At 76.1% G+C, this 18,813-nt stretch carries 14 protein-coding genes; 3 read left to right on the top strand and 11 right to left on the bottom strand.

Annotated features, from left to right (window positions below):
- Window positions 1–48 precede the first annotated feature (48 nt).
- The 7 genes from A2CP1_RS01280 to A2CP1_RS01250 all read right to left on the bottom strand — a co-directional run bounded on the left by A2CP1_RS01280 (window position 49) and on the right by A2CP1_RS01250 (window position 8,911).
- A complete protein-coding gene (locus A2CP1_RS01280) occupies window positions 49–735 on the bottom strand; it encodes a ComF family protein (protein WP_012631679.1) in 687 nt (228 codons plus the stop codon).
- Between the two features lie 73 nt (window positions 736–808).
- Window positions 809–2,359 carry a 2,3-bisphosphoglycerate-independent phosphoglycerate mutase gene (gpmI, locus tag A2CP1_RS01275; RefSeq protein ID WP_012631678.1) on the bottom strand — a complete coding sequence of 517 codons (1,551 nt, stop codon included), beginning with the start codon at window positions 2,357–2,359 and terminating at the stop codon, window positions 809–811.
- A gap of 123 nt (window positions 2,360–2,482) precedes the next feature.
- Complete coding sequence (locus A2CP1_RS01270; protein WP_012631677.1) at window positions 2,483–5,089, bottom strand: S8 family serine peptidase; 2,607 nt, start codon at window positions 5,087–5,089, stop codon at window positions 2,483–2,485.
- A 112-nt stretch (window positions 5,090–5,201) separates the two neighbouring features.
- A complete protein-coding gene (gene rlmH, locus A2CP1_RS01265) occupies window positions 5,202–5,663 on the bottom strand; it encodes a 23S rRNA (pseudouridine(1915)-N(3))-methyltransferase RlmH (RefSeq protein ID WP_012631676.1) in 462 nt (153 codons plus the stop codon).
- A complete protein-coding gene (locus A2CP1_RS01260; RefSeq protein ID WP_012631675.1) occupies window positions 5,660–6,763 on the bottom strand; it encodes a glycosyltransferase family protein in 1,104 nt (367 codons plus the stop codon). Before A2CP1_RS01260 ends, rlmH begins: the two co-directional genes overlap by 4 nt.
- A gap of 223 nt (window positions 6,764–6,986) precedes the next feature.
- Complete coding sequence (locus tag A2CP1_RS01255) at window positions 6,987–8,306, bottom strand: anti-sigma factor family protein (protein WP_012631674.1); 1,320 nt, start codon at window positions 8,304–8,306, stop codon at window positions 6,987–6,989.
- Window positions 8,303–8,911: an RNA polymerase sigma factor gene (locus tag A2CP1_RS01250; RefSeq protein ID WP_012631673.1), complete on the bottom strand. Its 609-nt coding sequence runs from the start codon at window positions 8,909–8,911 to the stop codon at window positions 8,303–8,305. The genes A2CP1_RS01255 and A2CP1_RS01250 overlap by 4 nt, the downstream gene beginning before the upstream one ends.
- A gap of 169 nt (window positions 8,912–9,080) precedes the next feature.
- Between A2CP1_RS01250 and A2CP1_RS01245 the strand changes: the two genes are divergently transcribed.
- Window positions 9,081–10,505: a phytoene desaturase family protein gene (locus A2CP1_RS01245; RefSeq protein ID WP_012631672.1), complete on the top strand. Its 1,425-nt coding sequence runs from the start codon at window positions 9,081–9,083 to the stop codon at window positions 10,503–10,505.
- Between the two features lie 268 nt (window positions 10,506–10,773).
- Here A2CP1_RS01245 and A2CP1_RS01240 read toward each other — a convergent pair whose 3' ends face one another.
- On the bottom strand, window positions 10,774–11,379 hold the full coding sequence (locus tag A2CP1_RS01240) for a TetR/AcrR family transcriptional regulator (protein ID WP_012631671.1): 606 nt from the start codon (window positions 11,377–11,379) through the stop codon (window positions 10,774–10,776).
- Window positions 11,380–11,571: 192 nt separating this feature from the next.
- Between A2CP1_RS01240 and A2CP1_RS01235 the strand changes: the two genes are divergently transcribed.
- Complete coding sequence (locus tag A2CP1_RS01235; RefSeq protein WP_012631670.1) at window positions 11,572–12,087, top strand: DsrE family protein; 516 nt, start codon at window positions 11,572–11,574, stop codon at window positions 12,085–12,087.
- Window positions 12,088–12,111: 24 nt separating this feature from the next.
- On the opposite strand, the gene A2CP1_RS01230 is transcribed toward A2CP1_RS01235, so the two are convergent.
- Together A2CP1_RS01230 and A2CP1_RS01225 are read right to left on the bottom strand one after the other, a co-directional pair.
- The gene (locus A2CP1_RS01230; protein ID WP_012631669.1) at window positions 12,112–15,276 is read right to left on the bottom strand and encodes an efflux RND transporter permease subunit; all 3,165 of its coding nucleotides are present in this window, start codon (window positions 15,274–15,276) and stop codon (window positions 12,112–12,114) included.
- 18 nt (window positions 15,277–15,294) lie between these two features.
- Entirely contained in the window at window positions 15,295–16,437 is a 1,143-nt protein-coding gene (locus A2CP1_RS01225; RefSeq protein ID WP_012631668.1) for an efflux RND transporter periplasmic adaptor subunit, read from the bottom strand.
- 408 nt (window positions 16,438–16,845) lie between these two features.
- Here A2CP1_RS01225 and A2CP1_RS01220 point away from each other — a divergent pair, with 408 nt between their 5' ends.
- Entirely contained in the window at window positions 16,846–17,850 is a 1,005-nt protein-coding gene (locus A2CP1_RS01220; RefSeq protein ID WP_245529947.1) for an endonuclease/exonuclease/phosphatase family protein, read from the top strand.
- Here A2CP1_RS01220 and A2CP1_RS01215 read toward each other — a convergent pair whose 3' ends face one another.
- Complete coding sequence (locus tag A2CP1_RS01215; RefSeq protein WP_245529945.1) at window positions 17,851–18,759, bottom strand: hypothetical protein; 909 nt, start codon at window positions 18,757–18,759, stop codon at window positions 17,851–17,853.
- Between the last annotated feature and the right edge of the window lie 54 nt (window positions 18,760–18,813).

Raw genomic sequence — 18,813 nt, 5'->3', positions numbered from 1 at the left:
GAGGAGCGAGTGTAACCCCGGTCCCGCCGCCGGTCCGCAGCTTCGGCGTCACTCGGCCCGGGCGAGCGCGACCACCGTGACCGACCGGGCGCCCGCCGCCCGGAGCGCGCGCGCCGCCGCGTCGGCGGTCGCGCCGGTGGTGACGACGTCGTCCACGAGCACCAGGTCGCGGCCGGCCACCGCCGGGCCGGCCAGGAACGCGCCCTCCACGTTGCGGGCGCGCTCGGCGCGGCCCAGGCCCACCTGCGGCGCCGTCTCGCGGGCGCGGCGGAGCACCCCGCGCAGGCGGCGGCCCCGGGCGCCGGCGGCGCGCGCCAGCGCGTCGGCGAGCAGCGCCGCCTGGTCGTAGCCACGCGCGATGCGGCGGGCGCGGCCGAGCGGGACCGACACCACCGCGGCGCCCGGCGGGAGCGGGACGCGCGCCGCGAGCCAGGCGCCCAGCGGCCGCGCGAGGTCCGGCCGGCCGCCGTACTTCAGCGCGTGCACCGCGTCGGCGAGCGGCCCTCCGAACAGCCCGCCTGCCCGGACCACGTCGAACGCGGGCGGGGCGGCCAGGCACGCGCCGCAGGCCGGCCCCGGCCCGGGCGCGCCGCAGCGGTCGCAGCCCGGCGGGACCGGCTCGAGCGCGCCGGCGCACACCTCGCAGAACGGCTCCTCGGCCACCGGCTCGCCGCAGGCGGCGCAGCGGGGCGGGTAGACGAGGTCGAGCAGGGCGCGGACGGCGGCGCGGAGCATCCTGGGTTCTCTCCGGGTGAAGGCATTGGGCGCGCCGCGGCGCCGCCCGGGTCCGCCGGACGGCGCGTGGGCGCTAGCGGATCACGAGGCCGAGGCCCTTCATCTCCTTCGGCTGCGGGAGCCCCATCACCTGCAGCGCGGTGGGGGCCACGTCGGCGAGCACGCCCTTCTCGCGGAGCTTCGCGCCGCGGAGGTCCGGATCGGCGAGGATGAACGGCACCGGGTTGAGCGTGTGCGCGGTGTGCGGCTGGCCGGTCACCGGGTCGGTCATCATCTCGCAGTTGCCGTGGTCGGCGGTGACGAGCATGGCCATGCCCTGCTTGCGGGCCGCCTGCCAGAGCCGGCCCACGCACTCGTCCACCACCCGCACCGCCTTCACCGCCGCGTCGAGCAGGCCGGTGTGGCCGACCATGTCCGGGTTGGCGTAGTTCACCAGCGTGAAGCCGTACTGGCCGGTGCCGAGCGCCTGGACCAGCTTGTCGGTGACCTCGCGCGCGCTCATCTCCGGCTTCTCGTCGTACGTCTTCACGTCGCGGGGGCTCGGCACGAGGATGCGGTCCTCGTTCTGGAAGACGGTCTCGCGCCCGCCGTTGAAGAAGAACGTCACGTGCGCGTACTTCTCGGTCTCGGCGGTGCGGAGCTGCCGCAGCCCGGCGCGCGCCACGATCTCCGGGAAGATCTCGGTGAGGTCCTGGGGGGCGTACGCGACCGGCAGCGTGAACGTCTCGTCGTACTGGGTCATGCACACGTACGCCGAGAGCCGGGGCACGGCCTTGCGCTCGAAGTCGTGGAACCCGTCCTGCGTGAACGCGCGCGTGATCTCGCGGGCGCGGTCGGCGCGGAAGTTGAAGAACAGGATGGCGTCGCCGTCGCGGATCGCGCCCACCGGCTTCCCGTCGCCGTTCACGACCACGGTGGGCTTCACGAACTCGTCGGTCTCGCCGCGCGCGTAGGCCGCCTCCATCGCGGCGGTGCCGGACGCGGCCTTGAAGCCCTCGCCCGAGACCAGGGCCGCGTAGGCCTGCGCCACGCGGTCCCAGCGCTTGTCGCGGTCCATGGCCCAGTAGCGGCCGGTCACGGTGGCCACCTTGCCGTAGCCGGTGGCGGCGAGGCGGCGCTCCACCGCGGCGAGGTAGTCGAGGCCGGACTTGGGCGGCGTGTCGCGGCCGTCCATGAACGCGTGGACGTACGCGCGGGCCACGCCCTCGCGGCGGGCCAGCTCCAGGCAGGCGTGGAGGTGCTCCACGTGGCTGTGGACCCCGCCGTCGGACACCAGACCGAGCAGGTGCAGGGCGCCGCCGGCCTCGCGCGCGCGGCGGCAGGCGAGCAGCAGCGCGTCGTTCTTGTAGAAGCTGCCGTCCTCGACGGCGCGGTTGATGCGGACCAGGTCCTGGTAGACGATCCGGCCGGCGCCGAGGTTGGTGTGGCCCACCTCGGAGTTGCCCATCTGCCCCTCGGGCAGGCCGACCGACAGGCCGCTCGTCTCCAGGGCGGCGTGCGGGAACTCGCGCTGGAGCGCGTCCATGTTCGGGGTTCCGGCGATCGCGATCGCGTTCGCCTCGCGCGCTGCGCGGATCCCCCAGCCGTCGAGAACGACGAGGAGGACGGGCTTCGTCTTCGGCACGGGCACCTCTCCGGCTGGTAGGGACCGGAGATGTTAGGTGCCCGGCCGCTCCGCCTCAAGGAACATCGGCCCGGGCGGCGCCGGAGGCAACGCCGCCCGGCCCGGGAGCGCGCCCGCCTGCCGCTAGCGCAGCCCGGCCACGCCCTTCGTCGCCGGCTGCCGCGCCAGGCCCCGGGCGCCCACCGGCGCGCCCGCGGCCGCGCCCACCGGGGCGACGGCCGGGTCGAACGCGACGCTGAAGTCGAGGTCGGAGCGCGGGCCGCTCGCGCCGAGCGGCGTGAGGACGCCCAGCGTCGGCCAGGCGCCGCAGGACTCGCCCGCGTCGCAGATGTAGCCGTCGTTGTTCATGTCGCTGCCGGCCACGAGGTAGTAGGTGCCCGCGGAGACGCCGTCGAAGCGGAAGGCGTAGCTGCCGCCCGACGCCGCGCCGCTCCACTGCTTCACGAGCTCCGGGCCGCTCACGCCCTCGCGGACGAGCAGCGCGTAGAGGTAGCCGGCGTCGCCGGCCGCCGCGGCGGCGCCGACCTGCAGCGTCACCGGGATGACCACCGGGTCACCCACCGACGGCGTGAAGGTGATCTTGGCGGCGTAGCGGCCGTCGGCGAGGCCGGTCCGGTCCACGGCGGCGGCGTACGCGCCGAGGCCGCTCGCGTCCACGCCGGGCGCCGTGACGGTGAGCCAGGCGGCGTCGTCGGAGACCGCGGTCACGGTGAGCGCGCCCTCGCCCACCTTCGCCGCCTGGAGCTGCAGCGTGGCGTCGGCCGGCCCGAAGTCGAGCCGCCCCGGGGTCACCGACAGCGAGGGCGGCAGCGGCGCGCCGCAGCTCGTCGCTGCCGCCTGCACCGCCTTCAGCGCGTCGACGAGGCCCCAGCCGAACGTGTCGTCGCGGCCGGGCGTCCCGAGGTCGCGGGTGAGCTGTCCCTCCTGCAGCAGCTGATCCACCGCCGCGGGGGCAAGGCTCGGGCAGACCGACTTCACGAGCGCCATGACGCCGGCCACGTGCGGCGCGGCCATCGAGGTGCCCTGGTAGAACGCGTAGATGGGCTCGCGGGTGCCGGTGGTGTCCTTCACGAGCGTGGAGAGCACGCCGTCGGCGTAGCCGTTCCCGTCGAGGTCCACCGCGGTGTTGCCGCCCGGCGCGGCGAGGTCCACGGTGCTGCCGGTGTTCGAGTACGGCGCCTTCGCGCCCTTCATGTCGACCGCGCTCACCGAGAGCACGCCCGCGTACGCGGCCGGGTAGCCCGGCGCGGACGACGCCTCGTTGCCCGCCGCGGCGACCACGATGACCCCCGCGTTGCGCGCGGCGTTGTAGACGGCCTGCTCGGTGGACGAGAAGCAGCCCTGGCAGCCGAGGCTCAGGTTGACCACCGCGGCCCGCGTGGCCGGAACCGTGCCGGAGTCGTTGGCGAGGCCGGCCGCGTAGCTCACCGCCTGCACGATGTCGTAGGAGGTCCCGCCGCCCACGCCGAGCGCGCGGAGCGGCATCACCCGCGCGTCCCACGCCACGCCCACCACGCCCGAGCCGTCCGCGCGCGCGGCCACCGTGCCCGCGACGTGGGTGCCGTGCCAGGAGCTGCCGCCCGGCGTGGCCGCGTCGCCCGGGTCGTCCGGGTTCGGATCGATGCCGTTCCCGTCGTTCGCCATGGTGGGATCGCGGATGAAGTCGTAGCCGGTCACGAGCTGGCCGGAGAGGTCGGGGTGCGCGAGGAACACGCCGGTGTCCACCACCGCCACCACCGCGCCCGCGACGCCCGTGGTGACGTCCCAGGCCTGCGGCAGCGAGATGAGCGGGTAGTGCCACTGGTACTTGTAGTACGTGTCGGTCGGGACCCTCGCCGGCTGGAACACGAAGTTGGGATCGGCGCTCTCCACGTCGGCCCGGCGGCGCAGCGCCGCGATGGCGCGGAGCGTGTCCCACTTCTCGGCCAGCACCGGATCGGCGCCGGCGCCGAGCGCATCCGGCGCGAGCGGCTCGACGCCGAGCGCGGCGAGGGCGCGCGCGCGCGCCTCGGGGCCGGACATGGAGAGCAGCGCGGCCCGGCCGCGGGCGCCCGCCAGCGCGGTGAGGCCCAGCGCGGCGGCGCGCTGCCGCAGGTCGCCGGCGGCGGCGACCCCGAGTGTGTCGTCGCGGAAGCGGACCACCAGCTCCCCGGGCACGAACGGGAGCGCCAGGTGCGGCGCCGCGCCGGCGACCGCCGCAGCGCCGTTCACGCCCAGGGTGAGCGCGTAGTTGGAGAGGCCGCTCGCCGCGCGGACGCGGACGAGGTAGGTGGCGGCCGCGGGCACCGTGAGCACCGGCGTCCCCGTGCCCGAGCTGGCGCAGGAGATGCTGGTCGTGCCGTCGGCGGAGAACAGGCAGAGCTCGAACGTGGCGGCGGTGTCGGCGACCTCCAGCACCACGGTCTGCCCTGCCTCGAGGGTGGCCCGGTACCAGTCCTGCGGATCCGCCGGGTAGGGGAGCCCCGTGTCGTAGGCGCCGGCCGCCGCGCTGGCCCAGCCGCCCAGCGTGGTCACCGACGCGAGCGGCTGCGCCTGCGCGGCCGAGTCGTTGGGCGTCCGCGTGGTCGACGTGTCCGCCACGTCCCGGTCCACGTCCTGCCCGGCGGTGGCCGCGATGTGGCCGGACAGCGTGAAGGCGGTGGGCAGCGGCGGCGAGTCGCTCCCGCCGCCGCCGCAGGCGAGGGCGGCGAGGGACAGGGCGAGCGCGGCGGGCGTGCGGAGGCGCGTCATGTGGGCTCCCGAGGTGGTCGGCTGGTTGTCGCAGCGCGGGCGGCGGCGCGCAAGCCCACCGCCGTGACCCATGGGTGCGCGGGGCCCGCGGGCGCGGGGCAGCGCGCCGGTTTCACTTGTGGTAGGGCTCGCCGCGGAGGATGGTCATGGCGCGGTAGAGCTGCTCGACGAGCACCAGCCGCGCCAGCCGGTGCGCCAGCGTGAAGCGCGACACCGCCAGCCGCTCGTCGGCCCGGGCCAGCACCTCCGGCGCGAGCCCGTCCGACCCGCCGATGAGGAGCGCCACGTCCTGGCCGCGCTCCATCCAGCGGCGCACGCGCTCGGCGAAGGCCACGCTGGTGAGCTCGTCGCCGCGCTCGTCGAGCACCACCACCCGCTCGCGCGGCCCGACCTTCGCGAGGAGCGTCGCGCCCTCCTCGCCCTTCGCGCCCGCGGTGCCGGCGAGCTTGCGCGCCTCCGGCACCTCCACCAGCTCGAAGCGCAGGTAGCGGCCGAGCCGCTTCGCGTACTCGTCCACCGCCGGCGCGTACAGGCCCGAGCGATCCCGGCCCACCGCCACCACCCGGACCTTCACGCCCGCGGCTCCCCGGGCGCGCCGCCGTCGAGCGCGCGCGCCAGCACGTCGTCGAGCTTCGCGAGCAGCTCGCGGTTCCCGTCCTGGCGGTAGCGCGAGAGGCCGCGCTCGAGCTCGGGCAGCCGCGCGAGGAAGCCGTCGAGCACGCGCGCGTCGAGGTCGTCGGCGGTGGCGCCGTAGCCGAGCGCCTGGAGGTAGCGCGCGTTCAGCACCTGCTCGAACTGCCGCTTCACCGGGATGGCCAGCATGGGCTTGTGGAGATACACCGCCTCGGTCATCAGGGTGAAGGAGCCGCCCGAGATCACCGCGCGCGCGGTGCGCAGGTCCTCCACGAAGCGCGCCTCGGAGAACGGGCGGTGGACGAGGTTGCCCTCGCGCAGGTCCTGGGTGAGCTCGCGGCGCAGGCCGTACACGCGGCACTCCACGCCGGCGCCGCGCAGGATCTCCGGCAGCGCCTCGTTGGAGGTCGAGGTCTGGTAGACGAGCAGGTGCGCGCCGGGCTCGGCGCGCGCCGCCAGGATCTCCGGGCGCAGCACCGGCGGGTGGAGGCTGGTGCGCGGCTTCGCCACCGGCGCCTGGAAGAACGTGGCGATGAGGTAGTGGAAGCAGCCGGGGAGCTTGGCCTTCACCACGCCCTTCGCCACCAGGTACTCGGCCTCGTGGCCGGAGAGGATCTCCGGCGGGTGGTCGCAGCGGTTCACCGCCTGGTTGTTGTCCACCGAGATGCAGGGCAGGCCGTGGGTGCGCGCGTACAGGTAGCTCCAGGTCTCGAAATCCGAGACGACCACCTCCGGCCGGAACGACTCGGTGAGGTCGAAGTAGGCCTTCACGTTCCGCGGCCACCCGCCCGCCACCGCGCCGCCGACGTTCTTCAGCACGGTGCGGAAGCTCCGGACCTCGTTGTCCTCGTAGACGATGGAGAGGCCCCAGATCCGGTTCACGCCCAGGCGATCCCGCTCGCGGGCCTTCAGGTAGTCGTGCGCGCGGCCCGAGACGACGACCTGCACGTCGTGCGTGCGCGCGAGGTGATCGATGATCACCCGCGAGCGGACCGCGTGCCCCATCCCCTCCCCCGCCACGCCGTAGAGGATGCGCGCCATGCGAGCAGTGTAGCCCCTCCCGGCGGCCGCCGTCCGGCGCGGCCGCGGGGGCGCGCGCCGGGGCGGGGTCCACGCGAAGAGCGAGGCCGGGGCGCGCAGGGCGGCGCCGGTGGTCGACGGCGGCGCGGACGGAGGGATCAGGGGCCGCAGCGCGGCGGCGCATCCGCGCGCGCGTCCGCGGCGCGGGCGGGCTGGAGCGCGGCCTCGGCGCCGAGCCGGTCCATCAGGGGCCGCAGCGGGGCGGCGCGTCCGCGCGCGCATCCGCGGCGCGGGCGGGCCGGAGCGCGGCCTCGGGGATCGCGCCGTCGGTCCCGGGCGGCCGCGCCTCGCGCCAGGGGCCGCCCTCCTCGCGGTAGCGCGCCAGCGCCAGCGCGCCGTCCTCGCCGTAGTAGAGGTCGGCCTCGAAGGCGCGCCCCGCCAGCCGGCCGTGGCGGACGTACCGCACCACCCGGCCCTGCGCGTCGCGCTCCACCTTGCGCCACGCCTCGCCGTCACAGTCGGTGAACGTCACCACCTCGCCGCGCAGCGCACCCGCCTGCTGCAGCGCGCGCCACCGCGCCAGCGCGCTGGATCCCGCCGGCGCGGCGGCGGCGTCCGGCGCCTGCCCGCGGGCCGCGGTCGCGGCCCGGCGAGCGCCCGCCGCGTGCTCGGGCGCGGGCACGGCCTCGAGCGTCGCGGCCGGCGCCGAGCCGGCGGCCGGCGGCGCGGCCTCGGTGGCCTCCGCGCGGAGGGCGCGCGGCGCCGGCGCGGGCGTGGCCCTCGTCGCCGGCGTGGGCTCCGGCGTGGGCGGGGCGACGGTCCGCTCGGCGGTCGGCGCGGGCGCGGGCGGGGCGACGGTCCGCTCGGCGGTCGCGGGCGCGGGCGCGGGGGCAGGCGCGCGGAAGGTGCGCGGCGCCACGGGCGCGTCAGCCTCCGGCTCGCCGGCGCGCGCGGCAGCTGGCGCAGCGGCCGGCGCCGCCTTCGCCGCGCCGAGCGGACGCGGGGGCTCGCGCCGGCGCTCCGGCGCGGGCGGGGCGGCGGGGCGGGCCCGCTCGGCGCGGACGTCGTCCGGTCCGGCCACCGGCGCCGCGGCGGCGGCCGGGGCCTCCGGCGCGGCGGGCGTGGCCGCTTCGGTCCCGGCCTGCGGCGCGGGCGCGGCGGCGCGGCCGAGCAGCGCCTCCGGATCGTCGCGGAGCGCGGGGCCGGGGTGGAGCGCGAGCAGCCGGTAGGAGACCGCGCCCACCGCGACGAGCGCCACCGCGGAGAGCGCGGCGCCCCACGTCCACGCCGGCAGGCGCCGCCGCCGCCTGCGCGCATCGGCGGCCTCGCGCGCCGCGGCGAGGAGCACCGCCTCGCCGCGCTCGGGCGCCGGCGCCTCCTCCAGGCCGGACATGCGCGCGCGGGTCCCGCGGATGCGCCCGAGCTCGGCGCGGCAGGCCTCGCACGCCTCGAGATGGCGCTCCAGCGCCCGCCCCTCGCCCGCCGGCAGCTCGCCGTACGCGTGCTCCAGGATGGCGTCGTGCAGCCGCGCCCCGAGGCGCTCGTGGAAGCGTTCGTCGCTCATGGTGCCGCGCTCCGGGTCGAGGCGGGGCCGCCCGCGGCCACCTCCGGCTCCACGCCCATCGCCGCGAGCCGCTCGCGCAGCGCCTCGAGCGCGTAGCGCATCCGGCTCTTCACGGTCGGCTCCGGCGCGCCGGTGACCTCGGCGATCTCCGGGAACCTGAGCCCCGCGTGCTCGCGCAGCAGGAACACCTCGCGCTGCTCCTCGGGCAGCGACGCGAGCGCCGCCTCGAGGAGCGGGCGGACGAGCGCCGCGTCGGCCGCGCGGTCGGGCGCCGGATCGTCCGCGGCCAGGGCGGAGGCGGCGGGGTCCGCCTCGAGCGAGCTGGCGCGGCGGAACGCCATGCGCCGCGACTCGTCCACCGCCAGGTTGCGGGCCATCGCGTAGAGCCAGGTGCGGAAGCGGGCGCGCGGCTCCCAGGCGCCGGAAGCCTTCACCACCCGCAGGAACGTGTCCTGGCAGAGGTCCTCCGCCCGGCCGCGATCGCGGGTCAGGCGGAGCAGGAAGGAGAAGATCGGCGTCCGGTGGCGGCGCACGAGGGCCTCGAACGCCCGGGCGTCGCCGTCCCGGAACCGGAGCATCAGCCGCTCGTCGCTCTCGTCCGGCACGCGCGTGTCGCCTGGGCCTCGCCGGGGGAACGCGCGAGGCGGGAAAAGGATCTCGGGCGCCGGAGTGTAGTCGAAACGGGCCGCTCCGGTCGGGTGACCCGCGGTGGCGCCGACGCGCGTGCCCGGCCGCCCGGCTGCGCCGCCGGGGCACCGCCGCTAGGAGGGGGCGGTGCGCACGCCGGACGCCGTGGTGGTCGGCTCGGGGCCGAACGGCCTCGCGGCCGCGGTGGCGCTGGGGGGCGCCGGGCTGCGGGTGCTGGTGCGCGAGGCGGCGGCGACCGCCGGCGGGGGCGCGCGCACCCTGCCGCTCACCCTCCCCGGCTTCCTGCACGATCACTGCTCGGCGGTCCACCCGCTCGCGGTCGCCTCGCCGTTCCTCCGCACGCTGCCGCTCGCGGCGCACGGCCTGCGCTGGATCTCGCCGCCCGCCGCGGTCGCGCACCCCCTCGACGACGGCACCGCCGCGCTGCTCGGGCCGGGGTTCGAGGCCACCGACGCGACGCTCGGCGAGGACGCCCGCGCCTGGCGGGCGCTGTTCGCGCCGCTCGCGCGGGAGCTCCCCGCGCTGCTGGAGGAGGTGCTCGGTCCGGTGCTGCACCGCCCGCGGCGGCCGCTGCTGCTGGCGCGCTTCGGCCTGCCCGCGCTGCTCCCGGCCGCGCGCCTCGCCCGCGCCCGGTTCCGCGGCCCGCGCGCGCGGGCGCTGTTCGCCGGCCTCGCCGCGCACGCGAACCGGCCCCTGGAGGCCGCCGCCAGCGCCGCCTTCGCGCTGGTGCTCGGCGCGGCCGGGCACGCCGTGGGCTGGCCGTTCCCGGAGGGCGGCGCCGGCGCCATCGCGGCGGCGCTCGCCGCGGAGCTCCGGGCGCGCGGGGGCGAGCTCGCGACCTCGGCCGAGGTGCACCGCCTCGAGGACCTCCCGCCGGCGCGCGCGGTGATGCTCGACCTCACGCCGCGGCAGGTGCTGCGGGTGGCCGGGGCGCGGCTCCCGGCGCGCTACGCCCGGCGGCTCGCCGCGTTCCGCTACGGGCCCGGCGCCTTCAAGCTCGACTGGGCGCTCGCCGGTCCCATCCCGTGGCGGGCCGCGGCCTGCGCCGTCGCCGGCACGGTGCACCTCGGCGGCACGCTGGAGGAGATCGCCGCCGCCGAGGCGGCCGTCGAGCGCGGCGAGGTGCCGGCGCGGCCGTTCGTGCTGCTCGCGCAGCCCACGCGCTTCGACCCGTCGCGCGCGCCGCCCGGGGGACACGTGGCGTGGGCGTACTGCCACGTGCCGCGCGGGTTCGACGGGGACCTCACCGACGCGGTCGAGGCGCAGGTGGAGCGCTTCGCGCCCGGGTTCCGCGAGCTCGTGCTGGCCCGCGCCGTGCGCGGTCCGCCGGCGCTCGAGCAGGAGGACGCGAACCTGGTCGGCGGGGACGTGGGCGGCGGGGAGGCGTCGCTCGCCCAGCTCGTCGCCCGTCCGGTGCTGTCCCCCGACCCGTGGTCCACCCCCGTGCCCGGGCTCTACCTCTGCTCCGCCTCCACCCCGCCCGGCGGGGGCGTCCACGGCATGTGCGGCTGGCAGGCCGCCCGCGCCGCCCTGCGCGACCTCGGCCTCTGATCCCGACCCAGAGTCATTCTGGCACCGCTCATCCCGCTGCGCCGATCCGGACCCAGAGTCATTTCGCGCGGCGTCTGCGTACGGCCGGCGGACCCGGGGTCGCCGTTCGGCCCCGTGAGATCGCCGACTTGCGCGAAAGGGTCCGCGGCGCGGACGATCTCGCATCCCGCGCGATCAATGACTCTGGGTCGGGAAACGAACGAGGTCGGGAAACGACGGGAAACGACCGAACGACCGAACACGAACGACCGAAGGAGCGGGGAGGAGCTCACGTCCGCGCGCGGCGCGGCCGGCGCGGCGCGCGCGCGGGCACGGCGCCTCGGAGCCCCTCCTGGAGCACCAGCCGCGCGGCCTGCTGCGCGTCGTCCACGAACCCGGGTTGACCGGTGACCTGCGCGAGCACCGTGCAGCCCTCCAGGAGCACCTTCAGCGCCCGGGCCAGCCCGCGCGCGTCGGCAGCGCCCGCCTCGGCGGCGAGCCGCTCGATGTACTCGAGCGCGAGCCGCTTGTGCTCGGCCGCCGCGACGTGGACCGGGTCGTCGTGCGCGGCGAACTCGGCCGTGACGTTGATGAACGGGCAGCCGTAGAAGTCCTTCCCGCGAACCCACTCGCGCACCACGTCGAACAGCGCGTCGAGCCGGCCCGCCGGCGTGTCCGACGCCCGCTCCACCGCGGCCATGAACGCGTTGCGGAACCGCTCGTCCATCCGGCGCAGCGCTGCGAGCACCAGCTCGTCCTTCGAGCGGAAGTGCCGGTACAGGGTCATCTTGGCCACGCCTGCCTCGGCGAGGACCGTGTCGATCCCCACGGCGTGGCAGCCGTGCCGGTAGAACAGCGCTGCGGCGGTCTCGACCAGCTTCTCGCGCGGGGACATGGCTCGCTCCGGGCCGGGGCGCGCGCAGTATACCCACTCGTCGCGCCATTTCACCCGCCTCGGCGGGCCAGGCGCACGAATCCGGGCTGGACGCGGTAGACAGATCTGTCTATACCGCGACGCATCCGGTCCGCCCTCCCCCGCCATGGTGGCGCGCGGGGCCGCGGGCCCCACTCCCGAGGATCCACACCGATGACCCCGCACCGTCCACTCCCTCTCCTCGCCCTCGGCGCCCTGCTCGCGCTCACCGCCGGGACGCCGCTCACCGCGCGCGCCTCCGCCACGCCCGGGAACGCCGACGCGCTCCGCGGCGTCACCAGCGGCAAGGGCCTGTTCCTCGTGGATCTCGCCGACGGGCCCAAGATCGCCATGTACCTGAAGCTCATCGCGGGCTCGTACGACGGGCTGCGCGCGCAAGGCGTGGCGCCGGACTTCAAGGTCGTCTTCATCGGCCCGACGGTCCGGTTCCTCACCGGCGAGGCGCCGGCGCCGAGCCGCGCCGCGGATCGCGCCGCCGCCGTCGAGATCGCCGCCGCGGTGCGGGAGCTGAAGCGCCGCGGCGCGGCGCTGGAGGTCTGCACGATCGCGACGAAGGTGTTCCAGGTGGAGGACGCGCGCCTCCTCCCCGAGCTCACCGTGGTGGCGGACGGCTTCGTTTCGCTCATCGGCTACCAGGCGCAGGGCTACCACCTGGTGCCGATCTACTGAGCGTGACCCCGCGGGCGGCCGCGGCTACGGCTCCTCCCGCCGCTGCGCCGCCTCGCGGGCGTGCCGCTCGCCGCCGCGCGCGAACGCGCGGCGGAACAGCCGGCCCAGCCGCGTCCGCCAGCCGTCCATGATCTCGTACACGGTCGGGATCACGAGCAGCGTGAGCAGCGTGGAGGTGATGACGCCGCCGATCACCGCGCGGCCGAGCGGCGCGCGGAAGTCGCCGCCCTCGCCCAGCCCGGACGCGACCGGGATCATCCCGGCGATCACGGCGACGCTCGTCATCATGATCGGCCGGAGCCGGATCCCGCCGGCCTCGACGAGCGCGTCGCGGATCGACAGGCCTCGCTCCTCCCGCGCCCACTTCGCGAAGTCGATGAGCAGGATCGCGTTCTTCGCGACGATCCCGAACAGCAGGATCACGCCGATGAGGCTCATCAGGTTGATGGTGTCGCCGGTGACGAGCAGCGCCAGCACCACGCCGATGAGCGACAGCGGCAGCGAGAGCAGGATGGCGAACGGATCGAGGAACGATCCGAACTGCAGCACGAGCACGAGGTACATGAGCATCACGGCGAGCAGCAGCGCCACGCCGATGCGCGTGAACACCTCGGCCTGGTCCGCCGACTCGCCGCCCTGCCGGAGCGTGTAGCCGGGCGGCAGCTTCACCTCGCCGGCGAGCCGCCGCTCGATCTCGTTCACCACCTCGGAGAGCGAGCGGCCGGCCACGTTCCCCTGCACGCTCACCACCCGCTGCCGGTCGAGGTGCGAGATCTGTGCGGGGCCGAGCCCCTCGGTGATGCGCGCCACCTGGCCGACGGGCAGGATCCGCGGCGCGCCCTCCCGGCTCGGCAGGATGAGCGGGAGCTGCCGCAGGTCGGAGGCGCGCTCGCGCGCCTCGGGCGCGAGCCGCACCATCACCTTGCGCGTCTCGCCGGTCGGGTCCACCCAGTCGCCCGAGTCGAGCCCGGCGAACGCGATGCGGAGCGACTGCGCCACCTGGCCCACCGTGACCCCGAGGCGGCCGGCGAGGCCGCGGTCCACCTCCACCGCCAGCTCCGGCTTCTGCCCGCGGGTGGACAGCCCGACGTCCACGGCCCCGGGCACGCCGGCGGCGACGGCCTTCACCTTCTCGGCGAGCTCGGTGAGCACCCGCGAGTCGGGGCCGCGCAGCTCGAGCTGGATCGACTTGAACGCGCCGCCGAAGCCGCTCGTGAAGACCGAGATCTCCGCGCCGGCCACTCGCGACAGCTCGCGGCGCAGCACCGCGCCGAGCGCGTCCTGAGAGAGGTCGCGCTCGCGCTTGGGCGTGAGCCGCGCGTAGATGAGCGCCTGGTCCACGCCCGGCGCCTGGAGCGGGATGGGCGTGCCGATGGACGCGTACGTGTATGCGACCTCGGGGTGGCTGCGGAGGATGCGGTCGGTCTCCTCCACCTTGCGCCGCGTGTACTCGATGGACGAGCCGGGCGGCGTCTGCACGATGAGGCTCACCTCGCTGCGGTCCGACACCGGCACGAAGCCCGCCCCGCCGAACGCGCCCTGCAACGCGAACGAGCCGACGAGGGACAGCGTGGCGAACGCCACCACCAGCCAGCGGTGGTCGAGCGCCCAGGCCACCACGCGCCGGTAGCTCGAGGCCTGCCGATCGAACCAGCGGTTGAAGGCGCCCAGCGCGCGCCCCACCGGCCCGCGCCGCTCGCCCTTCTCGACCTGCGGATCCGGCCAGTACGCCGACATCATCGGGTCGAGCGAGAACGAGACGAACAGCGACACCAGCACCGCCGCGGCGATGGTGAGCGCGAACGGCTTGAACCACTGGCCGGCCACCCCGTACATGAACGCGACCGGCACGAACACCGCCACGATGGAGAAGGTGGTGGCGGTCACGGCGAGGCCGATCTCGTCGGTCCCCTTGTGCGAGGCGGTGGTGTGGTCCTCGCCCAGCTCGATGTGCCGGACGATGTTCTCGCGCACCACGATGGCGTCGTCGATGAGGATGCCGATGGCGAGCGAGAGGCCCAGCAGCGACATGGTGTTGAGCGTGAAGCCGAACGCCCAGACGCTCACGAAGGCCGCCAGCACCGAGACCGGCAGCGCGAGGCCGGTGATGACGGTGGACCGCCACGAGTTGAGGAACAGGAACACCACCAGGACGGTGAGGAGCGCGCCCTCGACGAGCGTCCGCTGCACGTCGTCCACCGACTGGCGCACGCGCGTGCCGGAGTCCTGGACGATGGCGAGCTTCGCCCCCTCCATGCGCGGCTCGAGCGCCCGCGCCCGCTGCTTCACCGCGTCCGCGACCGCGGTGGTGGAGTAGCCCTTCGTCTTCAGGACCTCCAGGCCCACCGCCTCGCCCGAGTTGAACAGCGCGAGCGTGCGCGCCTCCTCGGCGCCGTCGAGCACCGTCGCCACCTGGCCGAGGCGGACCACCTGGCCGCCGCGGCTCGCGACCGCCACCTGCTCGAACTCCTCCGGCGTGCCGAGGCGGCCGGAGAGGCGGATGCTCTGCTCGCCGAGCGGCGTGTTGACCCGTCCCACCGGCGCGGCCAGGTTCTGCGCCTGCAGCGCCCCCACCACCTCCGCGGCCGAGACGCTGGCCGCGGCCATGGCCTCCGGGTCGAGCTGGACGGTGAGCTCGCGCTTCTGCCCGCCCACCAGCCGCACGTCGGCGACGCCCTGCACCGAGCGCAGGTCGCGCGAGACCACCTCGTCGGCGAGCCGCGTCAGCGCCGGCACCGGCAGCGTCTTCGAGGTGAGCGTCAGGGTGACGATCGGCTCCTGCGACGGATCGAACCGGACCAGCACCGGCTCCTCCATCTCGGTGGGCAGGTCCTGGCGCTTCGAGCTGATCGCGTCGCGGATGTCCTGCGTCGCCTCCATCAGGTTCTTCTCGAAGTCGAAGAACACGATGAACTGGGCGAGGCCGTCGGTGGCGGAGGCGGTGGTCTGCTTTCCGTCGATGCCGCTGATGGAGAAGATCGCGTCCTCGATGGGATCGATCACCTCGCGCTCGACGGTCTCGGGCGAGGCGCCGGGATAGACGATGGTGACCGCCACCACCGGCGGCTGGACGTCCGGGAACTCGTCGGTCTTGAGCGTGACGAGCGCCAGGAGCCCGAAGATCACGAGCGCCAGCATCACCGTGATGGTGACGATGGGCCGCTTGATGGCGAAGTCGGAGATGAACATGCGGAGCGCCCGGGGCGGCTAGTTCGACTTCTGCGCGCGCGGGTCCTCGACCACGCGGACCGGGGTGCCGTCGGCGAGCGCGCCGCGGGCCGAGCCGAGCACGAGCACGTCGCCCTGCTTCACGCCGGAGCGGAAGCCCACCGCGCCGGCCACGTCGTCGCGGAGCGCGATCTCGACCGCCACCTTCTGCACCTTCCCGTCCTGCACCTTCATGACGGTGGGCGGGGTGGAGGTCGCGTCGACCGCGGTCGCCGGCGCCGACAGGGCCTCGCTCGCCTGGCTCGCCACCCGCCCCTGCGCGTAGAGGCCGGCGAGGAGCCGGCCGTCGGCGTTCGGCACGTCCACGTAGACGCGCACCTGGCCGGTGCTGGGATCGACGGCGGGGTTCACGCGCTCGATGTGGCCGTCGAAGCGGCGGCCGCCGAAGCCGGTCACCGAGAAGTCCACCGGCGCGCCCGGCACGAGCGCGCCCACGCTCGCCGCGGGCACCGAGCCCTCGAACTGGAGCCGCGAGGGATCGATCACCGTGTAGAGCGCCGCGCCGGACGCCACCACGTCGCCGGACGAGACGCTCCGCTCCGAGACCACGCCGGCGAACGGCGCGCGCACGGCGGTCTTGCCGGCCTGCTGCTCGGCCGCGGCGAGCCGGGCCTTCGCGTCCTCGACCTGCGCGCGCGCCGCCTCGAGCTGCGCGTCGGCGCGCTCCGCGTCCTGCTCGGCCATGGCGCCCTCGCGCGCCAGCGTGTGTGCGCGCCGGGCGCCGGACTCCGCCACGCGCAGCGCGTTCTGCGCCGAGGTCACCGCGGAGTGGGCCGCCCGCACCGCGTCCTGCAGCGCCGAGGCGTCGATCCGGGCGAGGAGCTGGCCCGACTTCACCCGCTCGCCCGCGTCGACGCGGACCTCGGCGACGGCGCCGCCCACCTCGGCGCGCAGCGTGGCCGTGCGGCGGGCGTGCAGCGTGCCGGCCACCTCCGGGCCGGACTGCAGACGGCGGGACGACACCACCGCGACGTTCTCCGGCGCGAGCGCGACCGGAGGCTGCTCCTGCGCGGCCTCGGCCGCCCTGCCGCCGTCTCGCTTGCAGCCGGCCAGGCCGACCGCCGCGGCGAGCGCCAGCCCGAGCAGCCTGCATCCGTGTCGAGGTCCGGTGGCTCTCGGCATCGCGTTTCCCTTCCGACGACCTGCCGGGCGATCTCGGCCCGGAACGAGTTACGCTGCGGTCTTCACAGGCGCTGGGCCCAGCTTGGGCTCCCGCGCGCGGGCCAGCCGGGGGCTGGCGCTACACCCCGCCCGGCACTCCGTCCGGGGCGGCCCGCCCGGCGCGTCGGGCCAGCGCACCGGCGGTGCTACGTTCCCATCCACATTCCACACGCCCGGCTCCTGACCCCACCGCCGGAGGTGACCATGTCCCGCACGCGCCTGGCCGTCCTTGCGCTCGCCCTGTCCCCGCTCGTCCTGGTCGCCTGCAGCAACGGCGACGGCTCCTCCGCAGCGGCCTCCGACGCGGTCCGTGCCCCGCCCGCCGCGGGTTCACCGAGCGCGCATGGCGCCGGCATGGATCCCCATTCCATGGCAGGAGGCAAGAAGATCCTGGGCGTGACCACCCGGAACCTGTACCTCGGCGCCGATCTCGGGCCGGTCATGGCCGCCGCCACCCCGGCGGCGTTCGTCGCGGCGACGACCGCGGTGTGGGTCACCGTGCAGGCGAACGACTTCCACGTGCGCGCGGAGGCGATCGCCGACGAGCTGGCCGCCACGCGGCCCGGCCTGGTCGGGCTCCAGGAGGCGTACCTCTGGCGCGTGCAGGACCCGGGCGACTTCCTCGCCGGCGGAACCACCCCCGCCACCACGGTCGCGTACGACTACGTCCAGGACCTCCTCGACGCGCTCGCCGCGCGCGACCTCCACTACGTGGTCGCGGCCGAGGTGACGCTGTTCGACTTCGAGGCGCCGGTGGCGACCGGGCAGGACGTCCGCATGACGGATCGCGGCGTGATCCTGGCGCGGAGCGATCTCGCCACCGCGCTGCCGACGGGCGGCGTGTACGCGACGCTCCTGCCCGTGACCGTGCTCGGGAACCCGGTGCAGGTGAAGCGGGGCTGGGTGTCGGTGGACGCGAGGTACCGCGGCGAGTGGCTGCGCTTCGTCTCGACGCACCTCGAGGCCTACCACGCGGGCGTGCGCACCGCCCAGGCGGCGGAGCTCGCCGGCGCGCTCGCCGCCGAGACGCGCCCGGTGGTGCTGGTCGGCGATCTCAACTCCCAGCCCGGCACCGAGGGCGAGGCCGTGCTGGCCGCCGCCGGGTTCAGCGACGTCTGGGCGGCGGTGAACGGCGACGCGCCCGGGCTCACCTGCTGCTTCCCCGAGGACCTGCGCATCGGCCCGGGCGACCCCGGCTTCGCCGACCTGTCCACGCGCATCGACTACGTGCTCGTGCGCGGCCCGGTGGAGCCGTGGAGCGCGGAGGTGGTGGGCGAGACCGCCGACGAGCGGGTGGGTGGCCTGTGGCCGAGCGATCACGCGGGGGTGGCGGCAGAGGTGCGCGTGACCGACGGGCGGCACGCGGGCGAGTGATCACCGCGGCCCGGGCTGCCGCCGCGGGCGCGCGCCCGAGGCCAGGCGCGGGTCGGCCTGGCCGGCGGCGCGGTCGCGGGCCATGGGCGCGTCCAGGAACAGGACCACGCCGAGCCGCACGTCGAGCGGCGGCGCGTCGGAGGTCAGGCCGCGGTCGGCGGACGCGCGCAGCAGCACCCGCGAGCCGGCCGGAACGTCGGCGGTGAGGCCCAGCACCATCGGGCGATCGTCGCCGCGCCAGCCGGCGTAGCCGCGCCACTCGCCCGAGAGCGCGACGCCGCTTGCGAACGCGGCGCGCAGCGTCGCCCCGTAGTCGAGCGCGTCGTCCTGCCGGCCGTCCGCCACCTGCCAGGCGAGGAAGCCGAGCTTCGCGAGCGCCCGCAGGCGGACCGGACCCGCCGCCGCGAGGTCCTTCCCGGCGAGCACGTCGAACACGTACCCCGGCGCGTTGGTGAAGCGGCGCGCGCCACGGTCCTTGCCCGAGGTGGACTTCACCACCAGGCGCAGGCCCAGCGCCGGCCGCTTCCCCCGCTCCTCGAGCACCAGGAACCGCGCGCCGGCGCGGAGGTCGCCCGGCGACGCGCCCGAGCGCACGCGCGCGCCGATCCGCTCCCCCGTCGCGGCCGACGTGCGGAACAGCTCGAAGGGCGTCCCGTCCAGCTCCAGCGCGGCCACCTCGCGGAACGGCACGGTGAGGCGGACGTAGGGCGTCCCCGCCGCGTCCTGCGCGCCGAGGCCCGCGAGCTGGGCGGTGGCGGACAGCTCCAGCTCGGTCCGGTTCCCGACGACGGGGTCCACGTTCCGGAGCGCAGGGAGCGCGTTGTAGCCCATCCGCCCCGGGACGAGGAGCGGCTCGGCCGCGACCGCGGCGGACGCGCTCCAGAGCGCCACCAGGAGCACTGCGGACACACGCGCGGTCAGCGGACGGATCACGTCTGAAGTTGCGGCAGCGCGCGACCGGCG

It is taken from the genome of Anaeromyxobacter dehalogenans 2CP-1 (assembly GCF_000022145.1).
GTDB classification, from domain to species: domain Bacteria; phylum Myxococcota; class Myxococcia; order Myxococcales; family Anaeromyxobacteraceae; genus Anaeromyxobacter; species Anaeromyxobacter dehalogenans.
Note: the sequence above shows the minus strand (reverse complement) of the source record. Positions and strands in the feature narration are given on the sequence as shown.